This window comes from Pilimelia columellifera subsp. columellifera, assembly GCF_039532605.1.
GTDB classification, from domain to species: Bacteria; Actinomycetota; Actinomycetes; order Mycobacteriales; family Micromonosporaceae; genus Pilimelia; species Pilimelia columellifera.
This window is the reverse complement of record NZ_BAAARY010000001.1, coordinates 183,836-203,309: the sequence shown is the minus strand read 5'-3', so window position 1 is coordinate 203,309 and position 19,474 is coordinate 183,836. Positions and strand designations below refer to the sequence as shown.

The following is a 19,474-nucleotide window of genomic DNA, read 5'->3' as shown; positions in this document are numbered from 1 at the left end:
TCAGTGGCGTGACCGCGGGCAGGTGATGCGACGCGCGTCCGTGGATTGAGAAAGGGGGCGGCGGACCGGCTGATCCGGTCCGCCGCCCCCTTTCTCGGTTCCCACCCTGGGCTGCTACCGGTCAGCCACGCTGGCGCAGCAGGTCGCGGATCTCGGTGAGCAGGATGACGTCCTCGCTCGGCGCCTTCGACTCGGGCTCAACACCCTTCTTGCGCCGCTCGGCGAGCTTGTTGAGGGGCAGGACGACGACAAAGTAGATAACCGCCGCCGTCAGCAGGAAGGTGACCACCTGGTTGACGAACGCCGCCCAGGCGAACGCGATCAGCGGACTGCCGTCTGGGGCCTCTTTCACGACCCACTGTCCCGCAGCGAGGGCCTCACCGCCGGACGCCAGCTTGATCAGCGGTTCGAGGAACGACTTGGTGAGCTGGGTGACGACCGCGGTGAAAGCGGCGCCGATGACGACGCCGACCGCGAGGTCGACGACGTTGCCGCGCATGATGAAGTCTTTGAAACCCTTAAGCATGGGCACAGGCTAGCGGCGCGGGGTTGCGGCGGCGCAGGGGCGCCGCGGGCGGCCGTCGGCTGGTTACCCGCAGACCCGGACCGGTTACTCCGAGGCGGTGACGGCGCTCGCCGAGATCGCGTCCTCGACTGTGTCGTAGGTCGGCAGGACGTCGATGAGCCCGCTGACCTCAAGGATCCGCCGCACCCCGCGCTGCGGGGCGGCCAGGCGTAGGTCGCCGCCGGCGGCGTCGCAGGTGTTCTTGGCGCGGACGAAGACCGACAGCCCGGTCGAGTCGCAGAACGATGTGTCGCCGAGATCGAAGATGAGGCGCTGGCACCCCTGCTCGGTGAGTTCGTTGACGTGTGTCTGTAGCTCAGGCGCAGTGGCCATGTCGAGCTCGCCGGCGACCGAAATCACCGCTGTGTCCTCCCGCAGCTGGGACCGCACCGTCAAAGACATCTCCAGACCTTCCGCCGTGATGGTGGAACCGTACTCCACCGCCCAGCCGGGCCGCAGCCACTCCCTCCTCATCGGCGGACTCGGCGTTGAGCTGGCGTTGAGCGGCGAGGTCTGTGCCGTCGCGCCCGACAGTATGACTTTTGGGGGATTTACCTGGGCCGGGCCCAGTCGGTAGCGTGGTAAGACCCTTAACTCCAGGGTGGCTTTCCTTGGGGGTGGTGGTCATGGCAGTCCTCACCGTCATCCGTCTCAGCGAGGCGGCGCTCATCTGGGCCGACTGTCCACTCGGCGGCTCGGTGAGCGTGCAGCTCGACAACGCGCTCCAGGCACTGCTCGACGAAGGCGTCTCCCCGCTGGTCATCGACCTGGTCCGGGTTCCCACGCTCGACGCGGGGGTGGTCGAGGTCCTCGCCCAGGCCGCCGACGACGCCGGCGACATCGACCTGGCGCTCCATTTGCGGCTGCCCGGCGGCCGGCGGTACGTCGTCCGGGACGGCGCAGAGCTGCGCTTCGCGATCCAACAGGCCTACCCCAAGGCGGCCTGACCCTCACGGCCCGCATCCCCCCGATGGTCAGGGGACCCCCGCCGCGTCCGGTTCGGAGCGGACGCGGCGGGGGTCCCCTGATCGCTGTCGTCCGGCGGGCCGGACGGCCGGTCAGCCTTTGGCCAGCCCGAACCGGTCCAGCGTCCACGCGGTCATGAACGCCTCCTCACGCCAGGCGTCGTACCGACCGCTCGGGCCGCCGTGGCCGGCGCCCATCTCGGTCTTGAGCAGGTAGTCCCCACCGGGGGCGACGGCCCGCAGCCGGGCGATCCACTTCGTCGGCTCGGTGTAGATGACCCGGGTGTCGTTGAGGCCGCTCATCGCCAGGATCGCCGGATAGCGCTGCGGGGAGATGTTCTCGTACGGCGAGTACGACTTGATGTAGGCGTAGGCCTCGGCGTCGTCGAGCGGGTTGCCCCACTCCTCCCACTCGGTGACCGTCAGCGGCAATGACGGGTCCAGGATCGTGGTTAGTGGGTCCACGAACGGCACCTGGGCGAGGATGCCGGCGAAGGCGTCCGGGGCGAGGTTGGCGACCGCGCCCATGAGCAGGCCGCCGGCGGAGCCGCCCCGGGCCACCAGCCGGCGCGGCGACGTCCAGCCGGAGCTGGCCAGGTGCCGGGCGCAGGCGACGAAGTCGGTGAAGGTGTTCTTCTTCGCCAGCAGCTTGCCGTCGTCATACCAGCGCCGGCCCAGCTCGCCGCCGCCGCGGATGTGCGCGACCGCGAACACCACACCCCGGTCCAGCAACGACAGCCGCGGGATCGAGAACCACGGATCCATCGACGCCTCGTAGGAGCCGTAGCCGTAGACGACGCACGGCGCCGAACCGTCCCGGGGGACGCCCCGGCGGCACACGACGGAGATCGGCACCCGGGCGCCGTCGTCGGCGACGGCCCACTCGCGGTGCTGCTCGTAGTCGACCGGGTCGAAGCCGCCGAGCACCGCCTTACGCTTGCGCAACAGCAGTTCCCGCGACGGCAGGTCGTAGTCGTAGACCGAGTCCGGGGTGACCAACGACGTGTAGCCCAGACGCAGCGACGACGTGCGGTACTCGGGGTTCGACCCCAGCCCCACGGTGTAGATCGGCTCCGGGAAGCCGATGTCGAAGGGCTCGCCGCCGGCCGCCGGCAGGACCCGTAGACCGGTGAGGCCGTCCTGGCGCAGCGAGAGCACCAGGTGATCGGCAAAGGCGTCGACGCTTTCCAGGCGGACGCCGGGCTGGTGGGGGACCAGCTCCACCCAGTCGCCGGGAGCGTCGGCCGACGTGTACGCGAGCGCGAAGTCCTCGGCGCCGTCGTTGTGCAGGACGAGGAAGCGGTGGCCGTGGTGCTCGACCGCGTACTCCACGCCCTGCCGGCGCTCGGCGATGATGAACGGCTCGGCGGTCGGGTCGGCCGCCGGGATCGCCAGCACCTCGCTGGTGAGCTTGCTGTGGACGTCGATGAGGATGAACCGTTCGGAGCGGGTCAGCTCGACGCCGACCCAGAACCGCTCGTCGGGCTCCTCGAAGACCAGCACGTCGGCGTCGTGGGCGGTGCCGACGGTGTGCCGCCACACCCGGTGCGGGCGCCACGCCTCGTCGACGGTCAGATAGAACAGCGTCGAGCCGTCCGCCGACCAGGCCGCCCCGTACGCCGTTTTGGGGATCTCGTCGGCGAGCATCTCGCCGGTCGTCAGATCCTTGATCCGCAGGGTGAACTGTTCGTCGCCGACGAAGTCGGTGGAGAAGGCCAGCCGGCGGGCGTCCGGGCTGACGGCGAAGGCGCCGAGGGCGAAGAACTCGTGGCCGGCGGCCAGCTCGTTGCCGTCGAGCATGATCTGCTCGCCGTCGAGGGGGCCACCGTCGGTGGCCGGGGGTGCGGACTCGTCCGGCAGCGCCGGGCGGCGGCAGTGGATGCCGTACTGCTGGCCCTCGACGGTGCGGCTGTAGTGCCAGTAGACGCCCTTGCGTACGGGCACCGACAGGTCGGTTTCCTTGGTGCGGGCCTTGATCTCGTTGAAGAGGGTCTCGCGTAGACCGTTCAGGTGGCTGGTCGCCGCCTCGGTGTAGGCGTTCTCCGCTTCGAGGTGGGCGATGGTGTCGGGGTCGCTCTTGTCGGCGAGCCAGGCGTACTCGTCCTCGACGGTGTCGCCGTGGTGGATGCGGACAGCTGGAACGCGCTTGGCCACCGGCGGCTGCGCGGAATGGGGCCTGAGTGAGGGTGTGGTCACTCTGGGCACGTTACCGGCCGTCAAGGCCGCGCGGGCCCCGGGCGGGCCTGACGGCGGGGCGCAGGCTCTGCGCCCCGCCGTCAGCCGTCCCTCACTTCGCCGTCAGCGTTCCCCTGCCCGCATCGCCGCCGCACGTGAAGCCTGCCCACACGCGGTGCTTGATCCCTTGCCCGCCGAGGTCGTTGCACTGGCCGACATCTGAGGCGGTGTAGAGCACCGTCCCCGGGCGGCTGGTGTAACGCTTGTGGTACTTGATGTAGAGGCTGTAGCTGCCCCGGTCGCTGTCGATCCAGTAGTTCCACCAGTAACCGGCGTCTTCGCCCTCCTCACCGACCGTTTCGGCGTCGTCGTAGCTGTCGAAGGCAAACAGCATCACCCTGGCCGGGGCTGCCCCGGATTGAGGGGCGGCGTTGGCTGAGAGCGGCGCGACGAGGACGCCGGCGCCGATGAGGGCGGCGCCGAGCCAGCGGCTGAGCTTCATGAGGGATCTCCTTCGGAGAGTCGGTCAGGTGGCGGAGGCTGGTGTCCCCCAGGCCGTCCGCCGTGGTCTGCCGGATCGATCTGTGCCGGTGTGAGGGAATTGCGCCCGGCATCGATCGATGGCCATCTCACTGTGGCAGAAGTCATACCGTCGTGCCAACGGACGAATGGTCGATCCGAAAAGCTGAGGGGCGGTGAATGTTGAGCCCACCGCCCCTCAGCTGCGCTGACGTGCTGGACACCCGCGCTCCCCAGTGGATCTACCCCACCCGCTCTCCTGGTCGATACGTTGGCGCGGGGAGACGACGATCTCGTGGATCGGGCCGGTCAGTTTCTGTAGCCGGCGATGCGATGGAGAATCGGCGCCCGGAACATCGGCACGAGTGGGGCGCCTCATGACCTTCAACGGGTTCATTTCGTACAGTCACGCGGCTGACGGTCGGTTGGCGCCGGCCGTGCAGCGGGGCCTGCACCAGTTGGCGAGGCCCTGGCATCGGCGGCGTGCGTTGTGGATCTTCCGGGACCAGACGGGGCTGTCGGTGACGCCCCGGCTGTGGTCGTCCATTCAGCAGGCCCTGGACGACTCGGACTTCTTCGTGCTGCTGGCCTCGCCCCAGGCGGCCCGGTCGGCGTGGGTGAACCGGGAGATCGAGCACTGGCTGGCGACGAAGTCCGCGGACCGGATCCTGCCGGTGGTGACCGACGGGCACTGGTCCTGGGACGCCGAGCGCGGCGACTTCGCCGACGACTGCACCGCCGCCCCGGCGGCCCTGCGTGGAGTCTTCGCTGAGGAGCCGCTGTACCTGGACCTGCGGTGGGCGCGTGACGACCGGCATCTGAGCCTGCGGCACTCGCGGTTCCGGGACGCGATCGCCCAGCTGGCCGCGCCGATGCACGGGGTCAGCAAGGACGAGCTGGAAGGCGAGGACGTGCGCCGGCACCGCCGGGCGCGTCGGTTGCAGTCAGCGGCGGTCTCCACACTGGTGATCCTGGCGCTGGTGGCGTCGCTGGCCGGGGTGTGGGCGGTGCGGAACGCCGACCGGGCGAGCCAGGCGACGACCGAGGCCCGGCGGCAGGAACACGCGGCATCCCAGCAGCGGGACAACGCCGAGCGCTCCGCCGAACAGGCGCGCCAGCAGGAAGCCCGGGCGTTGGACGCGGCGCTGGAGGCGCGCCGGCAGGGGGAGATCGCCCGCCAGCAGAAACACGCGGCGCAGCGCGCGTCGGCCGAAGCCGACCGGCAGGCCGTCAACGCCCGCCGCAAGCAGCAGCTGGCGAACCGGGCAGCCGCGCTCGCCCGCCACCAGGAGCTACTGGCCCGCAGGCAACACGAGTTGGCAGACCGTTGGGCAGCGGAGGCCCGCCGGCACGAGGAATCGGCCCGCGAGCAGGGCCGATTGGCCGAAGTAGCGGCGCAGGAGGCGCGCCGGCAGCAGCAGATCGCGCGGGAACAGGAGCGGGCGGCCCGCGCTGCCGCCGCGGAGGCCGACAGGCAACAGCGGATCGCCAGCGCGCGGCGGCTGGTGAATCAGGCGAAGGTCGCCATGGCGGAGGATCAGCAGGCCGCGATCAGGCTGGCCCTGGCCGCGCATCAACTCAAGCCGGACTCCGAGACCAGAGCGGAGCTCGCTGGTCTGGTCACCACGACGAATCGCGCCGGGGATATCGACGGCGTTGACCGCATCGCGTTCGCCGCCGACGGAACATTGGCTACCGCCAGGGTCGAGGGGACCGCGGTGTCACTGTGGAAAACCAGTAAGCGTGCGGAGCCTGCTCTACTCGCGTCCTTCAGCAGCGGCGAGGCTGGCGTGGTAGCTCTGGCGTTCAGCCCTGACGGTCGAACACTTGCTGTCGCCGGCCTGGGAAACTCGGTGCGCCTCTGGGATCTGACTGACCGGGCTCGCCCTCTTCCTCTGGGGTCGATCGTCGGAGACGAGGGGGCTTGGAGGATTGTGTTTGCGCCCGACGGGCGCACGCTTGCGACGCAACACGGAGCGAAAATTATCCAACTGTGGGATGTCTCCGACCGGAGTAGTCCCCAATTGCTGTCTTTGCTGACAGTCCAAAGCAGAGGAGAATTTGAGTTCAGTCTGGACGGTCGGTCTGCAGTGACCACCGGGATCGGTACAGTCTGGGATATTACTGATCCGAGGAAGCCCGTCGCTCTTGGCCTTATCGACAACGCCACTCCCTACGTGGAATCGGCATCCTTCAGCCCGTCCGGTAGATATCTCGCCACGACCAGGGGAGGGGACAGGAGAGTGGCAATCTGGGATTTTGAGGATCGAGCGAAACCGCAGCAGGTCGCCGTATTGTCGACGGATTCCGCGAATCTGATGTCAGCCAGCTTCAGTAAAGACGGCCACGTACTTGTTGCTGTTGATGAGTGGGGAACGGCGACGCTTTGGTATGTAAAAGATCTACCGGCCTCATTTCGACTCACAAGCATGACCGGCCATGGAGAATTTCTCCGGTCCGTGGTATTCAGCCCGGATGGACAAATAGTAGCCACAATGGACGAGGAAAGACAAGCCAAATTGTGGAATGTCTTCCCAAACGGGGCACCTAAGCCGTTAGTTGATATATTCCAGCCTACAGGTGCGATTTTTCCCTTGGCGTTTACCGCGGATCGCCGCTCGCTGGTCACCACCAGCGACGATGGAAGGATGAGCCACTGGGATTTGAAGGACCCGTCTTCACCCATAGGTCAGGTCATGCTACCGATGCATGACGGCGATACAGACGAAGCAACCATCAGTGGGGACGGCCAGCTCGTCGCGATGGCCGGGGCCGATCAATGGATCACTGTGTGGGACATCAGTGAGTCGAACCGACCGCGGATTCTTCTCAGATCTCACCAACAGGAACAATGGCCAGAGTCTGCGAGGTTCAGCGCGGACGGCAAGACCCTGGCCGTCCGCTACTGGAACCATGACGACGTCGTCCTATGGGACCTGACAGATCGCCATCACCCCCTCCAGGCCGCCATATTGCCCGGTGACGGCGGAAATGTGTCGTCGGCAACATTCAGCCCCGACGGCCGCACGTTGGCAGTGGTCAGCAGCGGAAAAACGTTCCTCTGGGAACTCCGTGGCGCCTCATCCCCCGTCCAGGTGGGGGTGTTGCGGATTGAAGGCCAAGACATGCGATCAGCAGCCTTTAGCCCGGACGGCGACAGTTTGGCTGTCGCCGGCTCAACGACCACCACCTTGTGGAACGTTGCTGATCGCGCCCAGCCGCGGCGGCTTGGGACACTGGCTGGCCATACCGATACTGTCACGTCGGTGGCGTTCAGTCCGGATGGGCGAATATTGGCGACCGGCAGCCATGATGGCACCTTATTGATATGGAATGTCGCCGATCACGCCGGGCCGATGCGGGTCGCCACGCTCCGAAGTCATCACAGGATGCTCGATCCGGTGGTGTTCAGCGGGGACGGCGGCATGCTCGCGGTCAACGGCGTCTACCCTCGCTTCGACTACAAGGTGACGGTGTGGGATCTCACCGATCTCCAAGCTGTTCTCGGCGATCCGGAGAAGGCGGCTTGCGCCGTCGCGACCCGAGGTTTCACCCGGGAGGAGTGGGCGTCCTACATTCCCGAGTTGTCCTACCAACCGACGTGTCGCCGCTGAGCCGCCGAGCGGCGCGTGACTCAGCGATCAACGTGAACCGTCTCGTCTCGCAGAGGAGGCCCAGTCGTTCGGCTCAGCGGATGGTGAGGGCGCTGGTCAGCCCGGTGATCTCCAATGTTCGTAGCAGGTAGCCGCCGACGTTGGTGAGCACCAGGACAGCCCGCGCCGTGGCTGCCTGCCGGTTGAGCAGCACCAGCGTGCCCAGCCCGGTCGAGTCGCAGAAGGTGACGCCGCCGAGGTCCAGCACGATCCGGCTCGGCCCGTCGCCGAGCGCCTCGTCGACGACGGTCGTCAGCGAGCTGACGGTGTTGATGTCGATCTCGCCGGCCACCGTCACGACCATCTCGGCCGGGTCGGTGGACCGGGTCGTGATCGTCAGACCGGGGGGCTCCACCGCCCAACCGTAACCGGCCCGCCCACAGCCGGCTGACTCAACCGGGGGGCGACCGTCGGTGGCCTGCGATGATGCGGCGCGGGGGTGCCGACACGCGGGGCGGATGCCGCTGACAGAATGGCGGAACCGTGACTGAGAATGCTGCCGCCGGCGCCTCGCACGGTGCGGTCCCGTCGCTCGCGACGGCCCCGTACCCGGCTGACGCGCCCGCTTCCCAGGCCCTGTTCGACCGCGCCCGCGCCCTCGTGCCGGGCGGGGTGAACTCTCCCGTGCGCGCGTTCCAGGCGGTCGGCGGGACGCCCCGGTTCATGGTCCGGGGGGAGGGGCCCTGGCTGTTCGACGCCGACGGCCGGCGCTATGTCGACTTTGTGAACTCGTGGGGTCCGCTGCTGCTCGGCCACGCCCACCCGGAGGTCGTCGCCGCGATCACCGCCGCCGCGTCCGCCGGGACGAGTTTCGGCGCTCCGACGCCCGGTGAGGTCGACCTGGCCGAGGAGATCATTCGGCGGACCCCGGTCGAGCAGGTGCGCCTGGTCTCCTCCGGCACCGAGGCCACCATGTCGGCGATCCGCCTCGCCCGGGGCTACACCGGCCGCTCCACGATCATTAAGTTCGCCGGCTGCTATCACGGGCACGTCGACGCGCTGCTCGCCGCCGCCGGCTCCGGCGTCGCCACCCTGGCGCTGCCCGACTCGCCCGGCGTCACCGGCGCCGCCGCCAGCGAGACCATCGTCCTGCCGTACAACGACCTGCCCGCCGTCGACGCCGCCTTCGCCGAGCACGGCAGTCGGATCGCGGCGGTCATCACCGAGGCCGCGCCCGGGAACATGGGCGTCATCCGGCCCGGCGACGGCTTCAACGCCGGCCTGGCCCGGATCGCCCACGCCCACGGCGCGCTGCTCATCGTCGACGAGGTCATGACCGGTTTCCGCTGCTCACCGGCTGGCTGGGCCGGCGTGGAGCCGGTCGACGCCGACCTGTGGACCTACGGCAAGGTGATGGGCGGCGGGCTGCCGGCCGCGGCCTTCGGCGGTCGCGCCGAGATCATGTCCCGCCTCGCGCCGTCCGGGCCGGTCTACCAGGCCGGGACGCTGTCGGGGAACCCCGTCGCCTGCGCCGCCGGCCTCACCACCCTGCGGCTGGCCGACGACAAGGTCTACGACCGGCTCGAAGGGCTCGCCGCCGTCACCAGCCAGCTCGCCTCCGAGGCGCTCGCCGCCGCCGGCGTCCCGCACCGGGTCTCCTCCGCCGCGAGCATGTTCTCCCTCTTCTTCACCGACGGCCAGGTCACCGACTACGCCAGCGCCAAGACCCAGAACGTCGCCGCCTTCCGGGCGTTCTTCCATGCCATGCTCGACCGCGGCGTCTACCTGCCGCCGAGCGCGTTCGAGTCGTGGTTCGTCTCCGACGCCATGGACGACGCCGCGCTGGAGGTCTACGCCGCCGCGCTGCCGCCCGCCGCCGCGGCCGCTGCCGCCGCCACCGAGGCCGGCCCCGACGGGGGCGGCGCATGAGCCACACCACCACCGTCCACGTCCTGCGGCACGGCGAGGTCTTCAACCCCGGGAAGATCCTCTACGGGCGGCTGCCCGGGTTCCACCTGTCGGAGCTGGGCGTGCAGATGGCCAAGGCCGCCGCCGAGGCGCTCGGCGGCCACGACATCCGGCACGTCGTGGCCAGCTCGCTGGACCGGGCACAGGAGACCGCCGCCCCGTTCGCCGAGGCGTTCGGGGCGCCGGTCACCACCGACGACAACCTCATCGAGAGCGCCAACTGGTTCGAGGGCAAGCGGGTGTCGGTCGGCGACGGCGCGCTGCGCAACCCGCTCAACTGGTGGGTGTTGCGCAACCCGCGCACCCCGTCCTGGGGCGAGCCGTACGAGCAGGTCGCCGAGCGGATGCGCCGGGCGCTGCTCGACGCCCGTGACGCCGCCGCCGGCCACGAGGCCGTCTGCGTCTCGCACCAGTTGCCGATCGAGATCCTGCGCCGTCGGATGGAGCACAAACGGCTCTGGCACGATCCGCGCCGCCGCCAGTGCGCCCTCGCCTCGCTGACCTCGTTCCGGTTCACCGGCGACAAGCTCATCCGGATCGACTACAGCGAGCCGGCCGCCCACCTCATCGCCATGTCCGCCACCGCCCGGACCGCCAAGGGCGCCTGATGGGCATCGGCCGCCGGATCGCCGCCGCCGCGCTCGCCCTGAGCGCGGTCGGCGCCGTGGCGGCCTGCGGCGGCGACGACCCCGCGGCCGCCGAGGGCCGGTGCATCACCGCCGCCGACGGTTGGCTGCGCTGCCCGACCGGTGACCGCTCGGCCGCCCCCCCGGTCGCCGGGGAGCTGCTGGACCGCGGCCGCTACGACCTGGCCGCCGCCAGCGGGCAGGTCGTCGTGCTCAACTTCTGGGGCTCCTGGTGCGCGCCGTGCCGGGCTGAGGCCGTCGACCTCGAAGCCGCGTACCAGGCCACCAAGGGCCTGGGCGTCGCCTTCGTCGGCGTCAACATCCGTGACGAACGGGACAAGGCGCTCGCCTTCGAGGTCGGCCGGGTCACCTACCCGAGCCTGTTCGATCCGCGTAGCGCGGTGGCGATCGCGTTCGACATCCCGCCCAACGCCACCCCGGCCACCGTCGTCATCGACCGGTCCGGCCGGGTCGCCGCCGTCAAGCGGGGCATCGTCCAACGGTCGACCCTGGAGCCGGTGGTCCGCGAGATCGCCGCCGAGGGCGCGGCCGACGCTGGCCCCGCCTGATGGGCGAGACGTTCGCCGAGGCCGCCCGGGGCGGGCCGATCCTGCTCGCCGTCGGGGCGGCGGCGATCGCCGGCCTGGTGAGCTTCCTGTCCCCGTGCGTCCTGCCGCTGGTCCCCGGCTACCTGTCCTATGTGACCGGCCTCGCCGGCGCCGACCTCGACGCCACCCTCGGCGACCGGCCCGGCCACGGATCGGTCCGACGGGGCCGGATGCTCGCCGGAACCCTGCTGTTCGTCGCCGGGTTCGCGGTCGTGTTCATCGCGCTCGCCGTCCTGGTCGCCACGCTCGGCCAGTTCCTGTGGGAACACCAGCGTCAGCTGGAGATCGGCGTCGGCGCGGTCATCATCGTCTTCGGGCTCGCCTTCCTCGGCGTGCTGCCGGGCCTGCAACGGCAGTGGCGGGTCACCCGGCTGCCGCAGGCCGGCCTGGTCGGGGCGCCGCTGTTCGGAGCGGTCTTCGCCCTGTCCTGGGCGCCGTGCGTCGGGCCGACCCTCGGCGCGGTGCTCGGCCTGGCCGCCACCAGCGGGCAGACACCCCGGGCGGTGCTGCTCGCCGCCGCCTACTGCCTCGGCCTCGGGCTTCCCTTCATCGTCGTCGGCATCGGCTTCCGCCGGCTGCTCGGCGTCTTCGGCGCGGTCCGGCGACACTCCCGGTGGGTGACGGCCGTCGGCGGGGCGCTGCTCATCGTCGTCGGGTTGGCGCTGGTCACCGGCGGTTGGGGCGAGTTCGTCATGTGGCTGCGTGGCGCGGTGGGCGTCGGGGAGGTCGGGTTGTGAGCCGCGGCGGTCGGCTCGCCAGCGCGGTGGTGGCGACGGCGCGGAACTCGTGGCGGCAGCTCACCAGCATGCGCACCGCGCTGATCCTGCTGTTCCTGCTGGCCGTCGCGGCGATCCCCGGCTCCCTGCTTCCGCAGAAGTCGGTGAGCATCGAAGAGGTCCAGCAGTTCGTCCTCGACCACCCCACCGTCGGCCCCTGGCTGGATCGGGTCTGGGGCTATGAGGTGTTCAGCTCGCCCTGGTTCGCCGCCATCTACCTACTGTTGTTCGTCTCGCTCGTCGGCTGCATCCTGCCCCGGGCGGGCGAGCACTGGCGGGCGGTCCGGGCCAGGCCGCCAGCGGCGCCACGCCGGCTCGACCGGCTACCCGAACACGCCCCCGCCCGGCCCGTCGACGGCGCCCCGGCGACCGTCGCCGCCGCCGTCGCCGCCGCGCTGCGGTCCGGACGCTGGCGCGCCGTCGCCCGCCAGGACGAAACCGGCGAGTGGACGGTCAGCGCCGAGAAGGGCCACCTCAAGGAGACCGGGAACCTGCTGTTCCACACCGCGCTCATCGCGGTGCTGCTCGGCGTCGCCGTCGGCTCCTGGTACGGCTGGCACGGCAACCGGCTGCTCGTCGCCGGACCCGACGCCGGCTTCTGCAACACCGTCCAGCAGTACGACGAGTACTCCCTCGGGCCGCGGGTCACCGGGGCCGAGCTGCCGAAGTTCTGCCTGGAGCTGACCGACTTCCTCGCCGAGTACCACGACAGCGGGCAGCCCTCGAAGTTCCGGGCCACTGTCGCCGTGGACGGGGACGGGTCGCCGCGGCGCACCCGTACCTTCTCGGTGAACGACCCGCTGCGGCTCGGCGACGCGAATGTCTACCTGTTCGGCAACGGCTACGCGCCGACCCTGCGCTACACCGACCGGTACGGCCGGCAGCAGACCAGCGCCACCACCGCGTTCCTGCGCGTCGACGACGCGCTCACGAGCGAAGGCGCGATCAAGTTCCCGGACGCCAACCTCAACCCGGCCACCGGCGAGCGCGACCCGAAGTCCCAGGTCGCCTTCGAGGGGCTGTACCTGCCGACGGTCCCGGCCAGCCCGCCGTTCGTGCGGTCGGCGCACCCGGCCGAGCGCTTGCCGGGAATCATGCTGTGGGCGTACCGGGGCGACCTCGGCGAGGACGCCGGCATCCCTGGCCCGGTGTACCAGCTCGACAAGTCGCGGGTGGAGTCCGGACAGCTCAAGCTGGTGGGCGCCGAGCCGAGGCTGCTGCGGGCCGGCGAGAGCTGGACCCTGGACGACGGCTCGAAGGTCGAGTTCCTCGGAACCCGCCAGTGGATCACCGTCTCGGTGCGGCACGACGCCGGGCAGGAACTGGTGCTCGTCGGCGTCGGGGTGATCGTCGTCGGGTTGATGTTCTCGCTGTTCGGGCGGCGTCGGCGGGTGTTCTTCCGGCTTGCCGAAGGCGCCGCCGGAGCGAGCGCGGTCACCGCCGGGGGCCTGCCACGTACCGACTACGCCGGCTTCGCCGAGGAGTTCGCGCGGGTCGTCGCCGCGGTGGCGCCGGCCCGCGCGGACACCGTGCCGGACCAGCGAGAGCGCGACGGACGGGACGGCGTCGTCGCCGGGTCCGCTGATGCGGGAGGAACAGGAACATGATGTCCGCGCTATCCGACCAGCTTCTGATCGTGACGATCGTCGGCTATCTGGCGGCGATGATCGGGCACGCCGCCGAGTACGCGCTCGGCCAGGCGCACGCCGCCGTCGGCGCTCGCCCGGGGGTGCGGCAGCGGGCGCCTGAGGCGGCGCCGGTCGGCGCTCCCTCAGGCGTCCAGGGCCCGCCCGTGAGCGATCTGCCCGACCCGCCCGCGAGCCCGCCCGGCCCGCCCGCGGGTCGGTACGACGGTCCCGCCCCGGCGACGAGCCGGGCCGCGGTCTACGCCGGGCGGGCCGCGATCGGCGCCACCATGGCCGCCGCCGTGGCACACCTGGCCTGCCTGGTGACCCGTGCCATCGCCGCCGGCCGCCCCCCCTGGGGCAACCTGTACGAGTTCGAGCTGTCGGTGACGTTCGTCGGCGTCGTGGTGTGGTTGGTGGTGCTGGCCAGGCAGCCGCGGCTGCGTCAGCTCGGGCTGTTCGTCAGCCTCGCGATGGTGCTGCTCATCGGGGCCGCGGGGCTCATCGCCTACACCGAGATCAAGCCGCTGATGCCGGCGTTGCAGTCGTCGTGGTACGTGGTGCATGTCTCGACCATCGTCATCGCGTCCGGGTTGTTCCTGTTCGGGGCGGTGCCGGCGGTCATGTTCCTGGTTCGGGAGGGCCATGAGCGGGGGTTGCGTTCCTTCCCGTACTCGCTTGGTCCGCGCGTGCCCGCGGCGGCGGGCCTGGAGCGGTTGACCTTCCGGATGCACGCGTTCGCGTTCCCGCTGTTCACTTTCGGTGTTGCCGCTGGCGCGATCTGGGCGGAGGCCGCCTGGGGCCGCTACTGGGGCTGGGACCCTAAGGAAACCTGGTCGTTCATCTCCTGGGTCGTCTACGCCGGGTACCTGCACGCCCGGGCCACCCCGTACATCAAGCGGCGGACGGCCGTCTGGCTGGCCGTCCTGGGGTTCGCCACGATGCTCATGAACCTGTTCGGCGTCAACCTGTTCGTCTCCGGCCTGCACTCCTACGCCGACGTCTGACCCGGCGCCGGTCGGGTTCGGCCAGATGGCTCCCCGACGGTTGCGCCCCGCGTAGCGTTGCCCCTGTCACATCGTGGAGCGACCCCCGCGCCCCATTCCGATGCCGCTGTGGCGGCAGGAGGGTAGGGACCGCATGTCCACCTTTTCGACCGGACCCAGCCCCGTCAGCGAATCTGGCGGGGCCACCAGCGGCCAATCGACTCAGACGCCTCTTGACACCGCCGCGCTCTCCGCCGCCGCGCAGCGCGCCGCCGCCGAGGCGAGCCCGTCGGAGAGCATGAAGGCGCCGTGGGGGCTGGCGCTCGCGGGCGCCCTGGCCTCGATCGTGCTCGGGGTGATGGTGCTCGTCTGGCCGGACGCGACGCTCCTGGTCGGCGCGGCGCTGGTCAGCGCTTGGCTGCTCGTCCACGGCGTCATCAAGATCGTCCAGGGGGTGTCGACCACCGGCGACAGCGCCGGCGCCCGGGTGCTCACCGGCGTCGTCGGTGTCCTGTTCATCGGCCTGGGCATCGCCTGTCTGCGCCACCTCACGCTCTCGTTGGCGCTGGTCGCCACCGTGGTCGGTATCGCATGGCTCATCAGCGGGATCGTCGACATTGTCTCGGCGGCCACCAATCGGGGCGGCGACGCCACCACCGGCCAGCGTTGGCTCACCGCCGTGGTCGGGGCGATCACCTTCGTCGGTGGCATCGTGGTGCTCGCCTGGCCGGCGATCAGCTTGATGACCTTCGTCTGGCTGACGGGGGCATGGCTGGTCGCGATGGGCGTCATCCAGATCGGAATGCTCATCTACCTGCGCTCCCAGATGAAGCGGGACACCGTCGCCTACGCCTGATCGCCGGCGCCGCGGCGGCGTACGGAAGGATGGCGGCATGGGCCGTGGATTTCCGTACGCTGACCTGCCGGCTTTCCTCAAGGCGTTGGAACGCGCCGGCGAGCTCCACCGGGTGACGGCGCCGGTCGACCCCACGCTGGAGATCAGCGAGGTGGTCACCCGGACGGTGCGCGCCGGGGGGCCGGCGCTGCTGTTCGAGCGCCCGACCCGGGGCGAGATGCCGGTGGCGATCAACCTGTTCGGCGCCGAGCGCCGGATGGCGATGGCGCTGGGCGTCGACTCCCTGGACGAGATCGGGGCCCGGATCGGGGCGCTGGTGAAGCCGGAGCTGCCGGTGGGCTGGTCCGGGATGCGCGAGGGCCTTGGCAAGGTCATGCAGCTCAAGGCTGTTCCGCCGAGGAAGGTCAAGAGCGCGCCGTGCCAGGAGGTCGTCTACCGGGGCGGCCAGGTCGACCTCAACCGGCTGCCGGGCCTTCAGGTGTGGCCCGGCGATGGCGGGATCTTCCATAACTTCGGTCTCACCCACACCAAGCACCCGGAGACCGGCAAGCGGAACCTCGGCCTGTACCGGCTCCAGCAGCACAGCCACAACACCCTCGGCATGCACTGGCAGATCCACAAGGACTCGACCGCCCACCACGCCGTCGCCGAACGGTTGGGCCAGCGGCTGCCGGTGGCGATCGCGATCGGGGCCGACCCGGTCCTCACCTACGCGGCGACCGCTCCGCTTCCCGGTGACATCGACGAATACCTGTTCGCCGGGTTTCTGCGGGGTGAGCGGGTGGAGATGGTCGACTGCCTGACCGTCCCGCTTCAGGCGCCGGCGAGCGCCCAGATCGTCCTGGAGGGCTATCTGGAGCCGGGGGAACGGGCGCCGGAGGGCCCGTTCGGGGACCACACCGGCTTCTACACGCCGGTGGAGCCGTTCCCGGTGCTGCACATCGAGGCCATGACGACGCGACGCAACCCGATCTACCACTCGATCATCACGTCGAAGCCGCCGCAGGAGGACCACGGCCTGGGAAAGGCCACCGAACGGATCTTCCTGCCGCTGCTCAAGCTGCTCATCCCGGACATCATCGACTACGACCTGCCGGGCGCCGGGGTGTTCCACAACTGCGTCATCGTCTCGATCCGCAAGCGGTACCCCAAGCACGCGCAGAAGGTCATGAACGCCATCTGGGGCGCACATCTGCTGTCGCTGTCGAAGCTGATCGTCGTCGTCGATGAGGACTGCGATGTCCACGACTACGCCGAGGTAGCGTTCCGCGCGTTCGGCAACGTCGACTACGCCCGGGACCTGCTGCTCATCGAGGGCCCGGTCGACCACTTGGACCACGCGTCCTACCAGCAGTTCTGGGGCGGCAAAGCCGGGGTGGACGCGACCCGCAAGCTGCCGACCGAGGGTTACACCCGCGGCTGGCCGGAGGAGATGACGATGTCCCCGGAGGTCGTGTCGCTGGTGGACCGCCGGTGGCGTGAGTACGGCATCGGCTGACCTGCGCGCGATCGACCCGCCCGCCGCCGGTGTCCGCCCGGTGCGGGAGACTGGCCGACATGGCTCCGGTGAAGGCGTTTCTGCGGTTGGTGGCGATCGAACATTCGGTATTCGCGTTGCCGTTCGCGTACCTCGCGGCGCTGGCGGCCATGGCTCGCTTCGGCGGCCAGGTGCGCTGGGACGTGCTGGCGCTGGTCACCGCCGCGATGGTCGGCGGTCGGACGTTCGCGATGGCGGCGAATCGCATCATCGACCGGCACATCGACGCCCGGAACCCGCGGACGGCGAACCGGGAGCTGGTCACCGGAGCGGTGAGCGTCCGGACCGCGTGGATGGGCGCGGCGGTGTCACTGGTCGTCCTGCTGGCCGCGGCGGCGGCGCTCAACCCGCTGTGTCTGGCGTTGGCGCCGCTGGCGGTCGTCCCGCTGGTGCTCTACCCGTACGGCAAGCGGTTCACCGACTGGCCGCACGCCATCCTGGGCCTGGCGCAGCTCGTCGCCCCGGTCGGGGCGTGGCTGGCGGTCACCGGCGCCTTCGCCGGCGCGTTCGCCGGGTCGGGACCGGCCTGGGTGCTGGGCATGGCGGTCGGCCTGTGGATCGGCGGTTTCGACCTCATCTACGCCTGCCAGGATGCCGAGGTGGACCGGACGATCGGGGTGCGGAGCGTGCCGGCGAGGTTCGGAAAGCGGTTCGCGCTGCACGCCTCGACGGTGGCGCATGTGGCGACGTTCGCGTTGTTCGTGTGGTTCGGCGAGCTGGTCGGGTTCGGATGGTGGTGGTGGTTGGGGCTGGCCGTCGCCGCGGTCGCCTTCGTGTACCAACATGTGGTGGTGACTCCCTCGGACCTGAGCCGGGTCAACCGCGCGTTCTTCACCGCGAACGGGTTCGTCGGGATCGCCCTGTTCGCGTTCGCCCTCGCCGACCTCGTCATCCGCGGCGGCCTGCGCGCCTGACCGCAACCCGGGCGCAACCCGGGCGGACCGGCGCCGCTCCTCCGCTGGCATGGACTGCCCTGGTCGCCGCGAAATCCGCGGCGCGACGGGGGAGGGTCTGTGCGGAGCCTGCGTGTGGCAAAGAGGACAGTGGCGACCATCCTGGGCGGGGCGGCGTTGGCCGCGACCGTCATCGCCGGCGGCACGCCGGCGCAGGCGGGCTCCTGGGCGGTCAACGCCGCGAACCGCAACGGCATGGTCACCAACGAGTACGCGTACTGGAACCCGACGTCGCGGAACTCGTTGCACTCGCCGTACTGGCTCATGAACAGCGGCTCGTTGTTCTCCCGTAAGGTCGCCGGCGGGCCCGCGTTCTGGACCGGCCGCCCTGACAACAAGGCGCCGGACGCCCGGTCGACGAACGGCACGAACTCGGCCGTCTTCCGCATGATCACGCGGAACGCGTCGTTCCGGAACGTGACCGTGGGGATGTCGCTCAACATCTCCGGCCTCACTGCGACGTCATCGACGCCCGCGGTCGCGTGGGACGGCGTGCACCTCTTCCTGCGCTACCAGAGCGAGGAGAGCCTGTACTACGCGACGGTCGCCCGCCGTGACGGCGCCGTCGTGATCAAGAAGAAGTGCCGGGGCGGGGGCAGCAACGGCGGCACCTACTACACGCTGGCCAGCACCGGCGGCTACCGCATTCCGACTAACAAGTGGCGGTTCGTGCAGGCGTCCGCGGTGACCCGCGGGGACGGCGCGGTGAACCTGGCCGTGTGGGTGGCCGGCCGTCGGGTGAGCATCGCCACCGACAACGGCATCGGCTGCGCCGCGATCACCAAGGCCGGCCGGACCGGCGTCCGTGGCGACAACGCCAACTTCTTCTTCCGTTCCTTCCGGGTCCGTACCTGAGGCCCTGCCGCGTCCGAGCCTGATGCTGACGGCGTTCACCCGGCTGTCCTGACCAGCCCCCGGTAGGCCATCCTTGATGGCATGGACCAGCGTGAGGGCCACGGCGCCCGCCCCGGATCCGGCGCGGGCGAGCCGACGCGACGGCCGTGGATTGTCGGGGTCTCCGGGGCGTCGGGCACCCCGTACGCCGCGGCGTTCCTGCGCGGCCTGCTCGACGCCGGCCATCCTGTCGATCTCGTGGTGTCGCGGGCGGCCCGGCTGACGCTGCTCGACGAGACCGGCATGTCGCTGCGTGACGCGCGCTGGCGTGAGGATCTGTCGTCCTGGCTCGGTCGGGAGCTGTCCGCCGCCGATCTGCGGTACTGGCCGGCGGGGGACCTGGCGGCCGGGCCGAGCAGCGGCTCCTATCCGGCGCGCGGGATGGCGGTGATCCCGGCGAGCACGGCTGCCTGCGCGGGCATCGCCATCGGGCTGTCGAAGGATCTGCTCCAGCGTGCCGCGGAGGTGAATCTCAAGGAGCGACGTCCGATGGTGGTCGTGCCCCGGGAGACGCCGGTGACCCGTAGTCACCTGGAGCACCTCGTCGCGCTCATCGACGCCGGGGCGGTGGTGCTGCCGGCGAGCCCCGGTTTCTACGGCGCGGGGGCGGGGGCGAGCGCCGGTCAGCTCGTCGACTTCGTCGCTGGCAAGGCCCTGGACGCGTTGGGCGTTCCGCATGATCTGTTCCGTCGCTGGTCGGGCCAGCTCGGCTCGGGCCAGCCCGGCGGCGGCGCGGCGCCTGTCTGATCCGCCGGCCCGCAGCGCAGCGCCGCCGGGTGCTCGGCGGCTCCGGCGGCGTGCGGTGGCGGGGCCGGGTCGGCGTGGCCC

At 70.4% G+C, this 19,474-nt stretch carries 18 protein-coding genes; 13 read left to right on the top strand and 5 right to left on the bottom strand.

What is annotated here, in order from left to right; genetic code table 11:
- Window positions 1–121: 121 nt before the first annotated feature.
- Together mscL and ABD287_RS00975 are read right to left on the bottom strand one after the other, a co-directional pair.
- On the bottom strand, window positions 122–526 hold the full coding sequence (gene mscL, locus ABD287_RS00980) for a large conductance mechanosensitive channel protein MscL (protein ID WP_344166798.1): 405 nt from the start codon (window positions 524–526) through the stop codon (window positions 122–124).
- Window positions 527–610: 84 nt separating this feature from the next.
- Window positions 611–967, bottom strand: a complete 357-nt coding sequence (locus ABD287_RS00975; RefSeq protein ID WP_344167729.1) for an STAS domain-containing protein — start codon at window positions 965–967, stop codon at window positions 611–613.
- 224 nt (window positions 968–1,191) lie between these two features.
- Between ABD287_RS00975 and ABD287_RS00970 the strand changes: the two genes are divergently transcribed.
- Complete coding sequence (locus tag ABD287_RS00970; RefSeq protein ID WP_344166797.1) at window positions 1,192–1,512, top strand: hypothetical protein; 321 nt, start codon at window positions 1,192–1,194, stop codon at window positions 1,510–1,512.
- Window positions 1,513–1,623: 111 nt separating this feature from the next.
- Here the strand turns inward: ABD287_RS00970 and ABD287_RS00965 are convergent, their stop codons facing one another.
- Together ABD287_RS00965 and ABD287_RS00960 are read right to left on the bottom strand one after the other, a co-directional pair.
- Entirely contained in the window at window positions 1,624–3,726 is a 2,103-nt protein-coding gene (locus tag ABD287_RS00965) for a S9 family peptidase (RefSeq protein ID WP_344166796.1), read from the bottom strand.
- Window positions 3,727–3,817: 91 nt separating this feature from the next.
- Window positions 3,818–4,207, bottom strand: coding sequence for a hypothetical protein (locus ABD287_RS00960; protein ID WP_344166795.1), 390 nt, complete (start codon window positions 4,205–4,207; stop codon window positions 3,818–3,820).
- A 394-nt stretch (window positions 4,208–4,601) separates the two neighbouring features.
- Between ABD287_RS00960 and ABD287_RS00955 the strand changes: the two genes are divergently transcribed.
- Window positions 4,602–7,838, top strand: coding sequence for a TIR domain-containing protein (locus tag ABD287_RS00955; protein ID WP_344166794.1), 3,237 nt, complete (start codon window positions 4,602–4,604; stop codon window positions 7,836–7,838).
- Window positions 7,839–7,911: 73 nt separating this feature from the next.
- On the opposite strand, the gene ABD287_RS00950 is transcribed toward ABD287_RS00955, so the two are convergent.
- A complete protein-coding gene (locus ABD287_RS00950) occupies window positions 7,912–8,181 on the bottom strand; it encodes an STAS domain-containing protein (RefSeq protein ID WP_425565472.1) in 270 nt (89 codons plus the stop codon).
- Window positions 8,182–8,360: 179 nt separating this feature from the next.
- On the opposite strand from ABD287_RS00950, the gene hemL reads away from it, so the two are divergent.
- From hemL to ABD287_RS00895, 11 genes are all read left to right on the top strand, one after another.
- Entirely contained in the window at window positions 8,361–9,746 is a 1,386-nt protein-coding gene (gene hemL, locus ABD287_RS00945; RefSeq protein WP_344166791.1) for a glutamate-1-semialdehyde 2,1-aminomutase, read from the top strand.
- Entirely contained in the window at window positions 9,743–10,393 is a 651-nt protein-coding gene (locus tag ABD287_RS00940) for a histidine phosphatase family protein (RefSeq protein ID WP_344166789.1), read from the top strand. The genes hemL and ABD287_RS00940 overlap by 4 nt, the downstream gene beginning before the upstream one ends.
- Window positions 10,393–10,980: a TlpA family protein disulfide reductase gene (locus tag ABD287_RS00935; protein ID WP_344166787.1), complete on the top strand. Its 588-nt coding sequence runs from the start codon at window positions 10,393–10,395 to the stop codon at window positions 10,978–10,980. The genes ABD287_RS00940 and ABD287_RS00935 overlap by 1 nt, the downstream gene beginning before the upstream one ends.
- Window positions 10,980–11,756: a cytochrome c biogenesis CcdA family protein gene (locus tag ABD287_RS00930; protein ID WP_344166785.1), complete on the top strand. Its 777-nt coding sequence runs from the start codon at window positions 10,980–10,982 to the stop codon at window positions 11,754–11,756. The genes ABD287_RS00935 and ABD287_RS00930 overlap by 1 nt, the downstream gene beginning before the upstream one ends.
- Window positions 11,757–11,824: 68 nt before the next feature.
- Window positions 11,825–13,402 carry a cytochrome c biogenesis protein ResB gene (locus ABD287_RS00925; protein WP_344167726.1) on the top strand — a complete coding sequence of 526 codons (1,578 nt, stop codon included), beginning with the start codon at window positions 11,825–11,827 and terminating at the stop codon, window positions 13,400–13,402.
- Complete coding sequence (ccsB, locus tag ABD287_RS00920; RefSeq protein ID WP_344167723.1) at window positions 13,402–14,427, top strand: c-type cytochrome biogenesis protein CcsB; 1,026 nt, start codon at window positions 13,402–13,404, stop codon at window positions 14,425–14,427. The genes ABD287_RS00925 and ccsB overlap by 1 nt, the downstream gene beginning before the upstream one ends.
- Before the next feature lie 133 nt (window positions 14,428–14,560).
- Complete coding sequence (locus ABD287_RS00915; RefSeq protein ID WP_344166783.1) at window positions 14,561–15,262, top strand: HdeD family acid-resistance protein; 702 nt, start codon at window positions 14,561–14,563, stop codon at window positions 15,260–15,262.
- A 37-nt stretch (window positions 15,263–15,299) separates the two neighbouring features.
- Window positions 15,300–16,760 (top strand): menaquinone biosynthesis decarboxylase, encoded by a 1,461-nt coding sequence (locus ABD287_RS00910; RefSeq protein WP_344166781.1) that lies wholly within the window; start codon window positions 15,300–15,302, stop codon window positions 16,758–16,760.
- 59 nt (window positions 16,761–16,819) lie between these two features.
- Complete coding sequence (mqnP, locus tag ABD287_RS00905; protein WP_344166779.1) at window positions 16,820–17,713, top strand: menaquinone biosynthesis prenyltransferase MqnP; 894 nt, start codon at window positions 16,820–16,822, stop codon at window positions 17,711–17,713.
- A gap of 114 nt (window positions 17,714–17,827) precedes the next feature.
- Window positions 17,828–18,607, top strand: a complete 780-nt coding sequence (locus ABD287_RS00900) for a hypothetical protein (protein WP_344166777.1) — start codon at window positions 17,828–17,830, stop codon at window positions 18,605–18,607.
- An 81-nt stretch (window positions 18,608–18,688) separates the two neighbouring features.
- Window positions 18,689–19,393, top strand: coding sequence for a UbiX family flavin prenyltransferase (locus tag ABD287_RS00895; protein WP_344166775.1), 705 nt, complete (start codon window positions 18,689–18,691; stop codon window positions 19,391–19,393).
- Window positions 19,394–19,474 lie beyond the last annotated feature (81 nt).

What these genes read in the sequence shown, in the direction of transcription:
- mscL (WP_344166798.1), bottom strand. Translation starts at nt 526, where the DNA reads ATGCTTAAGGGTTTCAAAGACTTCATCATGCGCGGCAACGTCGTCGAC.
- ABD287_RS00975 (WP_344167729.1), bottom strand. Translation starts at nt 967, where the DNA reads ATGTCTTTGACGGTGCGGTCCCAGCTGCGGGAGGACACAGCGGTGATT.
- ABD287_RS00970 (WP_344166797.1), top strand. Translation starts at nt 1,192, where the DNA reads ATGGCAGTCCTCACCGTCATCCGTCTCAGCGAGGCGGCGCTCATCTGG.
- ABD287_RS00960 (WP_344166795.1), bottom strand. Translation starts at nt 4,207, where the DNA reads ATGAAGCTCAGCCGCTGGCTCGGCGCCGCCCTCATCGGCGCCGGCGTC.
- ABD287_RS00955 (WP_344166794.1), top strand. Translation starts at nt 4,602, where the DNA reads ATGACCTTCAACGGGTTCATTTCGTACAGTCACGCGGCTGACGGTCGG.
- ABD287_RS00950 (WP_425565472.1), bottom strand. Translation starts at nt 8,181, where the DNA reads ATGGTCGTGACGGTGGCCGGCGAGATCGACATCAACACCGTCAGCTCG.
- ABD287_RS00940 (WP_344166789.1), top strand. Translation starts at nt 9,743, where the DNA reads ATGAGCCACACCACCACCGTCCACGTCCTGCGGCACGGCGAGGTCTTC.
- ABD287_RS00935 (WP_344166787.1), top strand. Translation starts at nt 10,393, where the DNA reads ATGGGCATCGGCCGCCGGATCGCCGCCGCCGCGCTCGCCCTGAGCGCG.
- ABD287_RS00930 (WP_344166785.1), top strand. Translation starts at nt 10,980, where the DNA reads ATGGGCGAGACGTTCGCCGAGGCCGCCCGGGGCGGGCCGATCCTGCTC.
- ABD287_RS00925 (WP_344167726.1), top strand. Translation starts at nt 11,825, where the DNA reads ATGCGCACCGCGCTGATCCTGCTGTTCCTGCTGGCCGTCGCGGCGATC.
- ccsB (WP_344167723.1), top strand. Translation starts at nt 13,402, where the DNA reads ATGTCCGCGCTATCCGACCAGCTTCTGATCGTGACGATCGTCGGCTAT.
- ABD287_RS00915 (WP_344166783.1), top strand. Translation starts at nt 14,561, where the DNA reads ATGTCCACCTTTTCGACCGGACCCAGCCCCGTCAGCGAATCTGGCGGG.
- ABD287_RS00910 (WP_344166781.1), top strand. Translation starts at nt 15,300, where the DNA reads ATGGGCCGTGGATTTCCGTACGCTGACCTGCCGGCTTTCCTCAAGGCG.
- mqnP (WP_344166779.1), top strand. Translation starts at nt 16,820, where the DNA reads ATGGCTCCGGTGAAGGCGTTTCTGCGGTTGGTGGCGATCGAACATTCG.
- ABD287_RS00895 (WP_344166775.1), top strand. Translation starts at nt 18,689, where the DNA reads ATGGACCAGCGTGAGGGCCACGGCGCCCGCCCCGGATCCGGCGCGGGC.